At 57.3% G+C, this 16,022-nt stretch carries 14 protein-coding genes; 9 read left to right on the top strand and 5 right to left on the bottom strand.

Annotated elements, in window-relative coordinates; genetic code table 11:
* Positions 1-273 precede the first annotated feature (273 nt).
* The 4 genes from DCL27_RS01270 to DCL27_RS01255 form a co-directional block, all read right to left on the bottom strand.
* Complete coding sequence (locus DCL27_RS01270) at positions 274-1,476, bottom strand: secretin N-terminal domain-containing protein (RefSeq protein ID WP_005290471.1); 1,203 nt, start codon at positions 1,474-1,476, stop codon at positions 274-276.
* 307 nt (positions 1,477-1,783) lie between these two features.
* Positions 1,784-2,254, bottom strand: a complete 471-nt coding sequence (locus tag DCL27_RS01265; protein WP_035596376.1) for a hypothetical protein — start codon at positions 2,252-2,254, stop codon at positions 1,784-1,786.
* On the bottom strand, positions 2,247-2,762 hold the full coding sequence (locus tag DCL27_RS01260) for a PilN domain-containing protein (RefSeq protein WP_035596372.1): 516 nt from the start codon (positions 2,760-2,762) through the stop codon (positions 2,247-2,249). The genes DCL27_RS01265 and DCL27_RS01260 overlap by 8 nt, the downstream gene beginning before the upstream one ends.
* Complete coding sequence (locus tag DCL27_RS01255) at positions 2,750-3,577, bottom strand: type IV pilus biogenesis protein PilM (protein WP_035596371.1); 828 nt, start codon at positions 3,575-3,577, stop codon at positions 2,750-2,752. Before DCL27_RS01255 ends, DCL27_RS01260 begins: the two co-directional genes overlap by 13 nt.
* Positions 3,578-3,695: 118 nt before the next feature.
* On the opposite strand from DCL27_RS01255, the gene mrcA reads away from it, so the two are divergent.
* The gene (mrcA, locus tag DCL27_RS01250; protein WP_035596370.1) at positions 3,696-6,260 is read left to right on the top strand and encodes a peptidoglycan glycosyltransferase/peptidoglycan DD-transpeptidase MrcA; all 2,565 of its coding nucleotides are present in this window, start codon (positions 3,696-3,698) and stop codon (positions 6,258-6,260) included.
* A gap of 111 nt (positions 6,261-6,371) precedes the next feature.
* Here mrcA and nudE read toward each other — a convergent pair whose 3' ends face one another.
* Positions 6,372-6,929 carry an ADP compounds hydrolase NudE gene (gene nudE / locus DCL27_RS01245; protein ID WP_005297471.1) on the bottom strand — a complete coding sequence of 186 codons (558 nt, stop codon included), beginning with the start codon at positions 6,927-6,929 and terminating at the stop codon, positions 6,372-6,374.
* A 455-nt stretch (positions 6,930-7,384) separates the two neighbouring features.
* On the opposite strand from nudE, the gene DCL27_RS01240 reads away from it, so the two are divergent.
* From DCL27_RS01240 to DCL27_RS01205, 8 genes are all read left to right on the top strand, one after another.
* Positions 7,385-9,496: an IgaA/UmoB family intracellular growth attenuator gene (locus DCL27_RS01240; RefSeq protein ID WP_005297469.1), complete on the top strand. Its 2,112-nt coding sequence runs from the start codon at positions 7,385-7,387 to the stop codon at positions 9,494-9,496.
* 76 nt (positions 9,497-9,572) lie between these two features.
* Positions 9,573-10,274, top strand: coding sequence for a GMP/IMP nucleotidase (yrfG, locus tag DCL27_RS01235; RefSeq protein ID WP_005290487.1), 702 nt, complete (start codon positions 9,573-9,575; stop codon positions 10,272-10,274).
* Positions 10,271-10,687, top strand: a complete 417-nt coding sequence (gene hslR / locus DCL27_RS01230; protein ID WP_035596366.1) for a ribosome-associated heat shock protein Hsp15 — start codon at positions 10,271-10,273, stop codon at positions 10,685-10,687. The genes yrfG and hslR overlap by 4 nt, the downstream gene beginning before the upstream one ends.
* Before the next feature lie 23 nt (positions 10,688-10,710).
* Entirely contained in the window at positions 10,711-11,592 is an 882-nt protein-coding gene (hslO, locus tag DCL27_RS01225; RefSeq protein ID WP_035596364.1) for an Hsp33 family molecular chaperone HslO, read from the top strand.
* A 231-nt stretch (positions 11,593-11,823) separates the two neighbouring features.
* A complete protein-coding gene (locus tag DCL27_RS01220) occupies positions 11,824-12,462 on the top strand; it encodes a 4Fe-4S dicluster domain-containing protein (protein WP_005290494.1) in 639 nt (212 codons plus the stop codon).
* 9 nt (positions 12,463-12,471) lie between these two features.
* Positions 12,472-13,260: a thiosulfate reductase cytochrome B subunit gene (gene phsC, locus DCL27_RS01215; protein ID WP_005290496.1), complete on the top strand. Its 789-nt coding sequence runs from the start codon at positions 12,472-12,474 to the stop codon at positions 13,258-13,260.
* Between the two features lie 88 nt (positions 13,261-13,348).
* Positions 13,349-15,370, top strand: a complete 2,022-nt coding sequence (locus DCL27_RS01210; RefSeq protein WP_005290499.1) for a multiheme c-type cytochrome — start codon at positions 13,349-13,351, stop codon at positions 15,368-15,370.
* An 89-nt stretch (positions 15,371-15,459) separates the two neighbouring features.
* Positions 15,460-15,900, top strand: coding sequence for a rhodanese-like domain-containing protein (locus tag DCL27_RS01205; protein WP_005290501.1), 441 nt, complete (start codon positions 15,460-15,462; stop codon positions 15,898-15,900).
* Positions 15,901-16,022 lie beyond the last annotated feature (122 nt).

Genomic DNA, 16,022 nt, shown 5'->3' with positions numbered 1-16,022 from the left:
AAATTAGCGACGGGACCTAAACTGAAACCTCATGAAGATAGTGCGAGATCAGATGAAAAATTATCTCAACACTCAAGGCCGTTTGGCAACCGAATAAATTTCCGTGCGCTCCGGCATGCGCACCCGGTTGGAGGCGATGAGAGACGTGGGACGGAACAAGGCGCAAACCGCTAACCTTGTATGCCAAATCCCAGCCAGCGTCAAACGCGGAAACCATTCATGTGATAAAAATTTTTTTCCAAGTGCTTAAAAATGGCGTCGGATCGCCCCTTATCAGGGCGCTGGCAGCAGTGTCGGTGTGATAAAAATGACCAGTTCGCGCCGCTCGCTACGTTGGCTATCGCGGCGCAATAGATGACCCAAGAGAGGAATGCTGGCGAGCCAGGGAAAGCCCTCGTACCCATCCTGGCGCTGATATTGAAAGATACCGCCCAATACGGCCGTATCGCCGTTAGGCAGCGTAACCTGAGTCGAAATCTCCTGTTTGTCGATAGCCAATGCTTCGCTATCGCCTTGCCGCACCAGGCGCCCTGGCATGTTCTGCGTAATCTGCAAAGCCAACTCGATGCGCTCATCGGCGAGCACGCGTGGCGTCACCGACATACCCAACACGGCTTCCTTAAACTCCATGGTGCTGACGCCGCGCTCGCCGTTGGAGACGGCGTAGGGGAGTTCGCTGCCCTGCTTGATGCTCGCCATCTGGCCGTGGGCGGCCATCAACTGCGGACTGGCGATGATCGCCACCTTATCTTGCCGCTCCAAGGCCGCCAACGTCATCGCCAATGCCTGACCACCGATATGCGCCACCTGGATACCGGCACTAAAATAGGCCTCATCCTCCCGACGTCTAACCTCGTGTTCACCCTCGCTGGCCGTACCGTTACGCCAACGAATGCCTAATTCGCGCAGCCCCTCCTGACTCATCGAGACGATATGTGCCGCCAGCTGTATCTGGGGTAGCGGGACGTCTAACTGGGTAACCCACTCCGCCACGCTAGCCAGACGCGTCGTCTCCGTACGTAATAACAACGCGTTAGTGCGCACATCCGCCACCACACTGCCTCCGACACCCAACAGATCGCGCCGCTGGCGCAGGCTCTTCTCCACCGTTAACGCATCGGCGTGATGCAACACCAGCCGTTGGCTACGCAGGTGCGCCGCTGGACGGGCGGCGGGCGGTGCCCGACGCTGCGCTCGCTCCCGGCTCTGTACCAACAGAATGCCATCGCGCGTCACTACGCTGAGATCGTACATTTCGGCCAGGGCATCCAGTAGCTGCGGCCAAGGTGTCTGCACAATATGCACCGTCGCCGCGATGTTCAGTTCATCGCTCAGGATCAAATTCAGACCGGCAAACTCCGCCACCGCTTGAAGCACCGTGCGCAGCGGGGCGTGATCGAACCAAACCGTCAAGGGGGTCTCTCGCGCTCGAGCCGAACAGGCCAGCAGCAATAGGACGAGGAGTCGCCATCTCATCGTACGCCGCCGAAAGAGGACGCCGCGTGCGATGGGCAAGGGAAGAGAGGGCGTGCTAACCGAGGAAAATCGAACCGCTGTCCCGTGCTGGCGGCAGCATCGGTACGCGGAGAGGAACCAGTGGCGGACGGGTGCCAATGCCCCTGCGCATCGCGCTGCCACAACGTGAAACAACGCGCATCGGCGACCAAGCCAGCCGCGCTCGCCGTCACTCTCGCGCTCGGCATGCGGCGAGGTGCCGCAAACGGATCGCGCGCGGCAATGGCCAGGCAGGGCAACAGCCCGATAATCAAGCCCCACGCCCACCTCATTCCCGTGCCTCAACCCACTGAACCCGCACGCCTTGAGGCTGTGGCGTTACCGTCAGCGTAGTAACAGCCAGGCCGCAAGCCGCGAGGCGATCCAATAACGAAAGCAAGTCGGTAAACCCCATCTCCCCGGTGATCTGGCGGCGGCCATCCGCTTGTGTTTGCCACGATAAGGCGACCTGCGCGAGCGAAGCACACTGCGTCTGGCGTCCCTGGGATGAAGCAGCAAGTGCCTCAGCTAGCCCGTATTGCGCCTCGACAGCCAGAGCGTGAACTCGCAACACGGCCAGCCGCTCTGCCCCCTGTACCAGGTGACGACGCAAGGTATACCGTTCCCATGCCAGCCCTACGCCCGCCACCAGCAGCCATATCGATGACAGCAGCCCGATACATAGCAACACCCGCCCCCACAACTGCCGCGCCGGTAAGGTATAGAATGCGCGGCATAATGCGAGCCAGAGATCACTCATGGCACTCCTCCGCCGCGCAAAGACGTAGCGTAAAACGCCAGTCCCCTTCGTCGTTATGGCTTAATGCTAGCCATTGCCACTGTGCCATCTGCCGGACAAACGCCGCCACGGCCTCCCGTCCCACCCCCTTCCCCATTAATAACCAATAGGGCGCGTCATAGTTCAAGCCGGTCAACCAAACATTCGCCGGGATCACGGCGGCAACCTTGCGCAGCTGTGGCACCAGCAGCGCTAAAGGCGAGACGGATTGTGTGGCCGACGTCGACCACTTGGGGAGTGCCGCCAACGCTAGCGTATGCTGCCGGACCCGCTCCTCAAGCCATGCGGCTTGCCGCGCCTGCTGTGCCAGATGCGCGAGTAACGGCGCGCGTAATCCCCCCCGCAGTTGTCCGTAGCCCCAGCCTAACCCTACCTGACACAGCAACCACACGGACAACATCGCGACTAAGGTACGCTGACGATGTCGCCGTAAACACTCACGCCAGGGCAAGAGATTTATATCGTCCATTGCGGTGTCTCCGCCATCAACGCGAGCCCCAGCGCGACACAACACTGCGCCGGTTCACGCGGTAACGGCGCCGAGCGATGGCGTAATAACGAAAAGGGATCCCAGCCGGTCTGGCCACATCCGTGACCACACAGTAAGGGCGGGGGAGATTCCTCGCCCGACGGCGCCGCCGCCTCCCAAGCGGCGCTAGCTGCCGCCAGCCCCGCCTCACACGGAATGCAGCCATACTGCAACGGCTGACCCCAGGGTGCGATCCAGCAAAAGCGCTGGCCATCGCCGTGGATCAACGGCACCGTTGGCGCCTCACCGACCAGACGCGCCAAGGTACGCAAGGCACAAGGCAACAAGGTTAAACGCCGTAACACGAGTCCCGCCTGAGCAAAGAGCGCACTCCAGGCGTCGCGCTGCGTGCGACGGATAGCACAGACCTGCCATGACCCCGTCGAATCGGCTACGCGCGTAAAATCACACGCCAATTCGCTCGCTGGCAACATCAACCGACGCTCACTCTGAGCCCGCAACCACGTTTGTTGCTGTAGGGGGGTTAACGCCGGGGGAGTCCCCGGCAGCGTATGGCAGATAGCCTGCTCGACGGGAAACGCCGTTCGCACCGACAGACGGCGCGGCAGGCGCGCACGCAATGCCGATAAGGCCTGCGGGAGATCGGCGGGGAATCGCGTAGGCGTAGCCTCCCCCCGCAGCGGAAAGTGCCACCAACCGCGTAATTGGTCGCCATCGCGCCGCCGAACCAGCGCGACGGCAATGAGCTGATGCGGTTGAATGTCGATGCCCAGTAACCAACGGCCACATTCCATGTTGCCTCCCGCTTATCATCAACTTACTAAAAGAACGTATCCAGCATCTCTGCTAGCCTTTATACTACTGCCCGTTTGTTTATAAACTGCCCAACTGACATGTAATGGGAAATTTCAGGTGAAGTTCGTAAAGTATTTAATCATTTTCGTGCTCTGTTGCATCCTGTTGGGGGTCGCTACGGTATTTGGCCTGTACAAATACGTCGAACCCCAGCTCCCGGATGTGGCGACGTTAAAAGACGTACGCCTACAGACACCGATGCAGGTCTATAGCGCCGACGGCTACCTCATCGCTCAATATGGCGAAAAACGCCGTATTCCGCTGCCGCTCACCCAGATCCCACCGTTGATGGTCAAGGGTTTTATCGCCACCGAAGATAGTCGTTTCTTCGAGCACCATGGCGTCGATCCCATCGGTATCTTTCGTGCAGCCTCCGTCGCCTTATTCACTGGGCACGCCTCACAAGGGGCGAGTACCATCACTCAGCAGCTGGCCAGAAACTTCTTCCTCAGCCCTGAGCGGACGCTGATGCGTAAGATCAAGGAGGCCTTCCTCGCCATCCGCATCGAGCAATTGCTGACTAAGGACGAGATCCTAGAGCTGTATCTCAACAAGATTTACTTGGGGTATCGCGCCTATGGCGTCGGTGCGGCGGCACAAGTCTACTTCGGCAAGTCGGTCGACCAACTCACCCTGAGCGAAATGGCGATGATCGCCGGCCTGCCCAAGGCGCCGTCGACCTTTAACCCGCTCTACTCCCATGAGCGCGCGGTCGCCCGGCGTAATGTAGTACTCGGTCGCATGCTGGACGAACACTACATCACACAGGCCCAGTACGATCAGGCGCGCAGTGAGCCCTTAGTCTCCCGTTATCATGGGCCAGAGATCGACTTCTCCGCCCCTTACCTCGCCGAGATGGTTCGCCAGCAGATGGTGGATAAGTATGGCGAGAATGCCTATACCGACGGGTTTAAGGTCTACACCACCATTACCAAACACCTACAGGTCGCCGCTCAGACGGCATTGCGCGATAACGTGCTCAACTACGATATGCGCCATGGTTACCGTGGTCCGTCCAATGTGCTGTGGAAAGTCGGCCAACCCGCCTGGAGTACACAACGCATCAGCGATACGCTACGTAGCCTGCCGACCTATGGCCCACTTCAGCCCGCCGTCGTGATGTCGGCTAACGCCGACAGCGCGAACGTCATGTTGGCCAACGGCAATACCGTCGTATTACCGCTAGCAACCGTGCGCTGGGCTCGCCCCTACCGCACCGATCGCCTCCAGGGTGCCACGCCGCGCAAGGTGAGCGATGTCCTCCAGGGTGGGCAACAGATCTGGGTACGCCAAGACAGTGACCAGCAGTGGTGGCTGTCGCAAGTACCGGATGTCAACTCCGCCCTGGTCTCCATCAATCCACAAGATGGCGCCATCAAGGCCTTGGTTGGCGGCTTTGACTTCGATCAGAGCAAGTTCAACCGCGTGACGCAATCCGTCCGCCAGGTCGGCTCGAACATCAAGCCATTCCTGTATACGGCGGCGATGGATAAGGGGCTGACGCTGGCGACCATCCTCAACGATCTACCGATCTCTCGCTGGGATGCCGGTGCCGGTACCGATTGGCGGCCGAAAAACTCTCCGCCCACTTACGCGGGCCCGATTCGCTTGCGCCAAGGTTTAGGTGAGTCGAAAAACGTCGTGATGGTGCGCGCCATGCGAGCGATGGGCGTGGATTACGCCGCCGACTACCTGCTACGCTTCGGCTTCCCGGCCCAGAACATCGTCAAGACGGAGTCACTGGCATTAGGTTCCGCCAACTTTACGCCGTTGCAACTGGTACGTGGCTACGCCGTCTTCGCCAATGGCGGCTATCTGGTCGATCCTTACTTCATCACCCGCATCGTCGATGGTAACGATCAGATCATCTACGAGGCGCATCCTAAGGTGGTGTGCGACAGCTGCAACCTGCCGGTAATCTATGGCTCGACCCCCAAATCAGCTGTGCTGAGCGATGACAACGTGGAAAATGTCGCCGTCTCCACGACGCCAAACGTCAACGGCGATGTGCCGATGCCGGAACTCGAGCAGGTTACCCCCGGTCAGGTCAGCCAAGATAGCGATCAGCGCTATGCACCGCATGTCATCAGCACCCCGCTGGCCTTCCTGATGCACGATGCCCTGAGCAGCAATATCTGGGGCGAACCTGGCTGGATGGGGACTGGCTGGCGTGCAATGCGCGATCTGAAACGTCACGACATCGGCGGCAAGACCGGAACCACCAACAGCTCGAAGGATGCGTGGTTCTCCGGCTATGGACCGGGCATCGTCACCAGCGTCTGGATCGGCTTCGACGATCACCGGCGTGATCTGGGTCGTACCACCCTCTCCGGTGCTATCAAGGATCAGATCTCCGGCGGTGAAGGTGGGGCAAAGAGTGCCCAGCCAGCCTGGGATGCCTTCATGAAGTCGGCGCTGACCGGGATCCCTGAGCAACCATTGATCCCGCCGCCGGGTATCGTCAGCGTGGTGATCGACCGCGCGACCGGGAAGTTAGCAACCGGCAGCGGCAACAGCCGTAGCGAGTACTTTATCGAGGGAACTCAGCCGACCGACTACGCGACGCCGGATGCAGGCACGGTCATCATCAATAACGAAGGGCAGAGTCAGGAGCTATTCTGACTCCGCCCAGAAAACACAAAGGAGCCTCACGGCTCCTTTTTTATGTTATGTGCCAGATGGGCTCACACCGGGGGACATTCTCACCGCGCTCCCCATCATGCTCAGTGCCGGCTAGGCCGCACCACGCTGCAAATACTCGCGCAACAGGAACAGTGCGCTGACATTACGCGCCTCATGGAAGTCAGGCTGCTGTAACAGCTCCATCATCCGCGCCAAAGGCCAGCGAATCACCGGCATCTCTTCTGGCTCATCCCCTTGTAACCGTTTCGCGAATAACTCCTCGGCCACCACCACATTCATCTGGCTAGAAAAGTAGGAAGGAGCCATGGTGAGTTTATGCAACAAGGTAAACTGCTGCGCCCCGAAGCCCGCTTCCTCCATCAGCTCGCGGTTTGCCGCCTGGAAGACTCGCTCACCCGGATCGATCAACCCCTTAGGGAAGCCCAACTCGTACTCTTCAATGCCCACCGCATATTCGCGGATCAGCAACAGATCCTCGCCTAATATCGGCAGGATCATCACCGCCTCACGCCCCGAGGGACGCATACGCTCATAGACACGACGTTCGCCATTACTAAACTCTAGATCGACGGACTCCACATTAAACAAGCGTGAGTGCGCCACCGTCTCAACACCCAGGATCCTGGGTTTCTTTGTGGAACTATCCATACTTAACCCGCTGTCCTCAAGGTCCGCGATGGCTACGGCCAACGGCATGCCATGCGCGATAAATCGCTGATAATCACCAAAGGTACCTAACGGCATTGTGCGCAGATGCTCATATTTCCGCAACATTTGTCGCCATTATTTTACTTCCTCTTCCCACCTCATATTATTGGCGCCGAGAACGCGACTTATGGCGATAATCCCGTGACAGGATAGGAAAAATCGGACAATACCGATATGATCGATGAGCGGGTATGCTAGGCTGAGTCACCGGGAAGGAAACGGCTTAAGATCAGTCAAACTCATTCCACGACATAGCGTTATATTGGTAATCATCACCGTCACAACCGGTGTTCCAGCGCGGGAGAGGTAGGTGGGCGCTGCGAACAATCGTCGTCACAGGATTCGACGAAACGTGTGCAGGTTGGCTGTACGGTGATCATCGTGAGGGCGTCGGTATGAACGCATCCATCACAACACTCCTGTATCTTCTCCCTACAGCGGTTATTATCGGCTATATCTATTGGTACACAATCAAGAGAGCGTCGCGGTTGTCTGCATCCTTTCCCTTTGTCAAAACCAAGCAGCGTAAACTGCAGCCGGCAGAGCAGCAAGCAATCTCGGCCTACCTACATGGGCTGGATGCCGCCGCCCAGCACGCCGACCCGGGCCTCGCACGGCTACATCAACGCCTGATGCCGCAGGGGGATCGGGTGTACGCCGTCACTCACGCCATCACGCGTTACGCTTTGGCCGGCGACACACCTAGCCAGCATCGTTACTTTCTGGATAACCAGGAAGTCCACCTGCCAGCCTTCTGGGAACAGTACATCGCCGAAGAGAACAGTCTCGAACTGATCAAAACCGCCAGCTTGCCATTGGTCGTCGCCATCAACGGCCATACCCTGGCGGAAAGCCTAGATAACCCACGTCTACCGCAACCGGCGCAAGCGGCCGCCTCAATCCGCCGCAGTGAGGGCGAACAGGTCGATCTATATGGTGTCCGCCAGGAGACCCTGGCGGAACATCGCTTGCAGCAACGCGGCGGCGGCTATATCGCGTTGCCAGTGGCCATAGGCCTGCTCTTGGCGGCCGTCGCGCTCGTCGTTCCATCGACGCTCATGCCGTGGCTACTCGCGCTGGCCGCGCTCTTGCTCGTCTGGGGGATCGGCTGCCTATACCGCAAGCCCAGCAACAAGCAACTTAAAGAGATACACTTATTACGCGGCATTCCCAAACGTTGGGGGCTATTCGGCGAATCTTGCACTGAGCAATTGAACAACGTCTCCATCGGTACGCTAGACCTCATCTACCCGGCACATTGGCAACCTTACATCCACAAGGATCTTGGCCAGCTGACCGAGATTGAAATCTATTTGAATCGTCATGTCGTCCGCCAAGGCCGTTTTCTTTCGCTCAACGATGAAGCCACCCAATTCCCGTTACAACCCTGGGGGCGCAACGCGCTGTTCAGCGTTGCCGCGCTGCTCGGCCTGCTGTTACTGTTGACGAGTCAATCGTTGAGCGTCCCGCTAAAGATCAGCAGCGCTTGGCTACACGGCCCACAAACGCTCTCCGCCGACAGCGTGCAACAGTTGGCGGCCATGCCCTTACAAGTCGGCGATGTGCTGGACCTCAAAGGCTCGGGCATGTGCCATGTGCCAGCGCTCTATCAAGAGGGAGAACGTTATCCTTTCCTCCCCTTCGATTGCAGCACCATCTATTGGGGAACCGCAACCCCGATGGCGGAGCCTAACTCCGATATCATCGATAATGCGGCGTCGCTACAAGCCACCGTTAACCGCCAGCTCGCCGCGCAAGAGGGTGACAACGCGGTCAGCCCGGCGCTGGCCAGTGCGATCCAAAAGTCTGGGATGATCCTACTGAATGACTTCGCCGCAATCGTACTCAAAACCGATGCATTATGCGGCCAAAAGAACGAATGCGTTCGACTGAAGAACTCGCTGGTGAACCTCAGTAACAGTAAGTCGTGGAGTGCGCTGCTCAAGAAGGCACGCAGCGGCGGCCTAGAGGGCATCAACGTCCTGATGCGTCCGGCGAGCGCTCACCAGCTTGCGACAATCGTCAACAACGCCGTCTCCTCTTTCTACAACCGTGAGACCCGTAAGGCGGCGCAGTTACTCGCCGTAACACCGCCTGGCGGCTTCCTGATCAGCAGCGATGAAAAACGTCAGTGGGTTACCCACCCACAGCCGACCCTCTCACTGTATGAGTATGGTCCGCAAGATCAGTGGCGCGAGCTGGAAAACCTGTCGCGCATGTTACTGAATACGCCCTTCCGCGCACACGGCGTGATCACCGATATCCGCAGTGATGCCAATGGTACGCGCCATATCACCCTGCACAGCCAACCCGAGGGTTTAAGCCTCTGGCGTTATCTGCTCATGCCGCCGCTGCTCTTAACGCTAGGTATCGTCCTGGCGGTCAACGTTACCCTTTTCGTGCGTCGCTGGCGCAGTGCCCGGGCGCGTATTCCGGCGATCCAACGCTACTACGAACAGTGCATCAATCATAAGATTATGCCGTTCGATCCGCCCTCACACCCTTAACTGTGGCATGACAAGGGGGCGCTAGGAAAATATACTGGGCGCTGATCCCCCGCCTCTGCGTTTTCCGGAGTACGCCATGACCCCCACCCTCGACTGGAGTGATATCGATACCGTCTTGCTAGACATGGACGGTACCCTGATCGATCTCGCCTTCGATAACTATTTTTGGCTGACGCTGGTGCCACAAACCTTGAGCGCCACACGCGGCATCTCTGCACAGGCGGCTCAGGCATTAATCCAGCGAGAATATCAGGCCGTAGCGCATACTCTGGAATGGTATTGCTTCGACTACTGGAGCACCCGACTCGGCCTGGATATCCAACGCATGACGCTGGAACAACGCGAGCGCGTGCGTATCCGCCCGGATACTCTGCCCTTCCTGTCGGCGTTACGCGCCAGCGGGCGGCGTACCATCCTGCTGACCAACGCGCATCCACATGGATTGGCGATGAAGATGGCGCAGACCGGATTGGCGAGCCACCTTGATTTGCTCTATTCCACCCACATATTTGGCTATCCCAAAGAGGATCAACGTCTGTGGCAGGCGGTACAACAGCGCTGCGCATTCGATCCGAACAGGACGCTGTTTGTTGACGATGCCGAGCCGATACTCGATGCTGCACGCCAATTCGGCATCCGTTACTGTCTGGGCGTCAGTAATCCCGACTCCGGTAAAGCGGAAAAACACTTTACCCGCCATACGGCGCTGAATGATTACCGTAACCTGCTGCCCGCCATCGCTGCCGACAGAGGTGGACAAGAAAGGAGGGTTGGATGAAAGAGAGTCGCAAAACCACACCAGATGATGCTGGCGTCCGCCTGGATAAATGGCTATGGGCGGCGCGTTTTTACAAGACTCGGGCCGTCGCTCGCGAGATGATCGACGGCGGGAAAGTGCACTATAACGGCGTACGCGGCAAACCTAGCCGCAACGTTGAGGTGGGGGCGGAGATCCGCCTACGCCAGGGCAACGATGATCGCACCATCATCGTCCTGGCCCTCAGTACACAACGCGGTGGTGCTGAACAGGCTCAGCGACTCTATCAAGAGACCGCGCAGAGCATCGCCAAACGAGAGGCCCTGGCCCAAGCGCGGAAGCTGAATGCCCTCAGCATGCCGCACCCCGATCGTCGCCCCGATAAGAAAGAGCGGCGCAACCTGCTTAAATTTAAACACGGCCAGTCGGAATGACCGGCGCCTGAAGAGAGATGACTATGTCCCATCACGACCAATTACATCGCTACCTGTTTGAAAATCTGGCCGTACGCGGCGAGCTGGTCAACGCTGGCGAGACCTATGCCCATATCCTCGAAAATCACGACTATCCGGCCCCGGTACAGGCGCTGCTGGGTGAGCTACTCGTGGCGACCAGCCTCCTGACGGCCACGCTGAAATTTGCGGGTAATATCACCGTCCAACTGCAAGGCGATGGCCCGCTGAAGCTCGCCGTCATTAATGGTAACCATAACCAGGAGATGCGTGGCGTAGCCCGTCTACAAGGGGAGATCGCCGCGGATAGCAGCCTGAAACAGATGCTGGGCAACGGCGTCATGGTGATCACCATTACCCCGCAGGAGGGGGAGCGCTATCAAGGCGTCGTCGCCCTAGAGGGTGAAACGCTGGCCGCCTGCCTGGAAGCCTACTTTATGCAGTCCGAGCAACTGCCGACTCGGCTGTTTCTCTTCACGGGTGAGGCTGAGGGCAAACCGGCTGCCGCCGGTATGCTATTACAGATCCTACCGACACAACCCAATAACACCGATGATCTCAACCATCTGGCACTCCTGACGGCCACCGTGACACCGCAAGAGTTGTTCACCCTACCGGCCAACGAGGTGCTATACCGCCTGTACAACCAGGAGCAAGTTACGTTATTCGACCCGCAACCGATCATCTTCCGTTGCAGTTGCTCCCGTGAGCGAAGCGCCAGCGCATTACTGAGTCTTCCTCCGCAGCAGTTGGATCAATTGCTGGAAGAGCGCGGCAGTATCGATATGCATTGTGACTATTGTGGCAGCCACTATATCTTTGATCGAATCGACATCGATGCCTTACGCGCCGGTGTCGCGGACGATGGTGACGGGCAGATCCACTAATCCCTATTTTCCGGGAGGCGCTGCCTCCCATTTTTATCCATTAATAAATTTGTATTTATTTAAATAATAATTCACCACTATTTAAGCCTACCCATTTTTAGGGAGTTATCATTTTTTGATCCCTCTCTCTTTTCCATCCGGCACGCAGAAATAGAATCCTCATCGTCCGTCAGAAAATATTCAGCGCAATAGAATAAAAACAAGCACGAAATATATTTCATGGGATAATCTATGAAGCATTATTCACGCCGCAATATTATCATTGGAGCCGGATTTATCGTACTGGCGCCGGGGATATTATTATCCGCGCCGACCCGGAGGGGAAAACAGTACGCATTGATCCACGACCAATCTAAATGTGTCGGCTGCAAGGAGTGTGTCAACGCCTGTAATCAAATCAACCAGGTTGCTCCCGGCTGTGCTCGCTTGGCGATCATTCCATTACCCAGTACCACGTCCCAATCCGAGGACAAACCACGCTATTTTCGCCATAGCTGCCAGCACTGCGATCCCGCGCCTTGCCTCGACGTTTGTCCCAGCGGGGCAACCTACCGCGACCAGCATGGACTGATTCAGATCGACGCCCAGCGTTGCCTCGGCTGTGGTTACTGCATCAGTGCCTGCCCTTACCAGGCTCGCTATCTGCACCCAACCCGCCATATTGCCGACAAGTGTGACTTCTGTAGCGCCACACGCTTAAGCCATGGGCAAGTCCCCATCTGTGTGCGTATCTGCCCCTATCATGCACTCAGCTTTGGCGAGTTGGACACGCCGTCATTCGAGCTCAAACTGGCTCTGGCGCCCTATTACCAGTATCACCTGGCTGGCACACGTCACAGCCGGATCTACCGTATTCTCGCCGATGACTAGGAGCCAAGCATGAACGCCGCACAACTGCACGCCTATCTGGCCCAGCAGCTCCCCGCCCACCCGGCGGATTTCTGGCCAATCTGGCTGATCGCCCTAACGGTCGCATGGTTAGGGCTCTGCGCCCTGTTGCTACTGCACGCCCTACTACGGCGGCGCTATCCCGCCCCCGCCGCGCACGGCACACAAGAGCGCCTCTATCTCTATCCTCTCTATCTGCGCCTGTGGCATGGGGTGAATGCGCTACTCTTTCTCTTCTTACTTATCAGCGGCCTGCTCACCCACTTTGCACTGCTGCCTGTGGCCGCCACCCATTGGTTGGTTCAGGCGCATCCCTACGCTGGCTATCTGCTGTTAATACTATGGTGCGGATTTCTCGCCCTGAACCTCTTCGGCCCCAATGGCCGACATTATCGTGTCGCCTGGTCGGGATTAGCGGCACGCTGCATGCGTCAGGCTCGCTTTTATCTCATCGGGATCTTCCACGCCGAGCCTCATCCCTTCGTAGCGACGCGGACACAAAAGTTTAATCCATTGCAGCAACTGGGTTATTGCTCGGTCATGTTCGGTATGGTACCGCTATTATTTCTTAGCGGCCTCTGTCTGACCAATCCTCAGTGGCTTCCACTCGGCGCCGCCTACTGGATACTCCAAGGGCATTTATTACTATCATTATTTAGCTTGATGTTTATTAGTGCACATATTTATTTATGCACCCTCGGTGAGACGTGGGGGGAAACCTTTATGGCCATGCTCGATGGTTATCATCGCCACCGCGTCCATACCGTAGAAAACGAATAAATAACAACAAAGATATAAATATTAAAAATAGGCCAGTGTCATAACACCCTAACACTACGCCGCTATTTACTGGGTCAAGGAGTTGACGATGAAAATACCTACCCGCTTAACCAGTTTTGCCTTATGGCTGTTCGCAATGCCACTCATGGCCGCATCGGGGCTGGTGTCTCAGTCCCCACCCAATGAATCTGCGCCAGCGGCAACGAGCCAATCTAGCACCTCGGCAACGAAGATCGACGTTAACCGCAACGACGGTATTCCCGATACACCGCGTACGCTGATGGGGTATGTCGAACAGGAGAAAGACCTCTTCAGCTATCTACGCGAACATCATCCATTATTTAAGTACGAAGCCGCCGGACGCTTGGTCGGTAAATACACCATCAGCAATCGTGAGGAGGAGTTTGTCGAGTTTGGCGGCGGTGATAAGTATGCCGAAAAACATGGCCGCCCGACGGCGGTAACCTATCGCTTAGGCGTCGAATCCATTCTCGATTTTCCGAACAAATATGTCGGCCCACAGAAGTGTGCGGAATGCCACCCGGCGCAATACCAGGCCTGGGAGCGTTCCCGTCACGCTAAAGTCGTGCGCTTCCCTGATGAGATGGAGGAGATACCGGGCAAGGATCTGAATCGTGGACTGTATGGCAGCAAAGCCTCTGTGCTACCGCAAGGGGTTACACCGGATGCCATCTATGCCATCATCGGCACACCCCGGACCAAATATGGCTTCATCGATGCCTGGATGGTTCGTGGTACTTACCATATTGAGGGTGGGTTGCTTAAAGACGGCACCGGTACCATGGTGGCCGGCGGCAACCAATTCTCTCGTGGCTGGGCGCAGTTTATCACGCCAGACGTGGCGAAGAAGATCGCCAGCTTTGTTCCCGGCTTTCCTACCAAACTGGAGGACTTTGGCGCACAAGGCTCTAGCGTCTGGGGCATGACCTCTTACGGTGCCGCTAACCGGACCAATATGATGTTCCAACCGGCCAGCGCCTACTGCGAGGTATGCCATACCATGAAGTTCGACTTCAAGAGCTCCCAGGAGTTTCTGGCCGCACTCGGTAAGCCTGAAGAACTCCGTAAGCATACCATCGCCAAAGGAATCACCTGCGAAGAGTGTCACGGCGCGGGAGCCCATCTGTACGGTGCGCGAGGGGCTGGGATGCCCTCCAACTGCGAGCGTTGCCACCAACGCTTCACCTATAACTCCGCTAATGACGCGGCCGATCCGCAGCGGCCATTCAACTCTTACTTCAAGTCATCTTGCCCCGCCTGTGGTACCGAAGGCTCACAGATGTACTACACCGCACACTACCAAGATGGCATGCGCTGTAATACCTGCCACGATCCGCACGCGGTGACGGCTAACGATTGGAAAGAGGGGACGACCAAGAGCACCATCAAGATGCAGTGTCAGCACTGCCACGCCGCTCAGGCGAGCTTCTTTGCCCAGGGAGATACTCATGGGCAAAACCAGTGTACCGCCTGCCACATGCCGAACATGGGTAGCTGTGAAAACTTCGCCACCATCCAGTTTCCCGATCATGCCGGATTCGACAACGTACGCCGCGCGCATATCTGGAAGATCCGGGTTGACGAGAAGGCTAAGACTCTCAATCCCCCTGAAGGACAACCTCGGACCTCTAACATCAAGGGATGGAGTATCGCCCGTCAGGATGGTAAGCCCTACCTGGATCTGATGTGGTCTTGCGGGCGCACCGCCTTTAGTGACGGCGACGTAATCGAAGGGGGTGGCTGCCATAGCCCGGTACAAACCGTACTCTCCGAGCGCCTGCAATTTAAGGATCAAGAAAGCATCTATGCCAAGGTAATGGAGTGGCAAACGCCGGTCAAAGATGGCTATACCCGCATCCACAGCGGATTGGAGCGTATCGAGAAACGTCTGAACAAGGCCACTAGCCTGTCACAAAGCGACAAGGTACAAGTCCGCTTGCTCAGCAACCATGCCCGCCAACAGGCGGAGCTGATCGAGCGGGACGGTTCATGGGGCCTGCATGCGCCGCATTATGCTAAGGCTCGCATGGAGGAAGGCCAACTGTACATCGATCAAGCTGAAGCGATCCTAAACGGTAAAGCGCACTAAGCGCGGCTTCATACGGTGGGTGTCTCTGATACCCACCGTTATTCCCCCCACCAGCTTCCCCACTCGCTTACACTCACAAGGAGTTCATTATGTTGCGTTACCCGCTATTCGGCCTGTGTCTGACGCTCAGCCTATTCTCACCTACCGCCATCTTTGCCGCCCCCATACACACGCAACAAGAGCAGGAGCCAACACCCATCAGTATGCGAGCAGCCGAATCGTTACTCGGCCAGCCGAATGTCTACTTTCTGGACGTGAACACGCCCGAGATCTGGCATCAGGGCCGCATTCCCGGCGCGATCTACATTAACCAAGAGAACTGGCAGAGCCTACTGCCTCACGACCGGCAAGCAACCTTGATCTTCTACTGCGCAAATCAACTCTGCCTCGCCAGCCATGATGCCGCCAAGATGACCATGGCGCTCGGCTACCCTCATGTCTTTCATATGGCCGATGGCATCTTCGGCTGGATCACCTCGGGTCGCCCCACCGAGAAGGACGAGCCCCTCGCATCAACAACGACCCCCTAGTCATGCCGGTGGCCTGCAGGGAAGCCGTAGTACAACAATAATTGATCCTGACAGGTATTATCAAAATAGAAGAATTTGCCACAAAATGGATTCCGCTGAATTTTTGTTTTTTTGATGATTAT

This window comes from Edwardsiella tarda ATCC 15947 = NBRC 105688, from assembly GCF_003113495.2.
Lineage (GTDB): Bacteria > Pseudomonadota > Gammaproteobacteria > Enterobacterales > Enterobacteriaceae > Edwardsiella > Edwardsiella tarda.
Note: the sequence above shows the minus strand (reverse complement) of the source record. Positions and strands in the feature narration are given on the sequence as shown.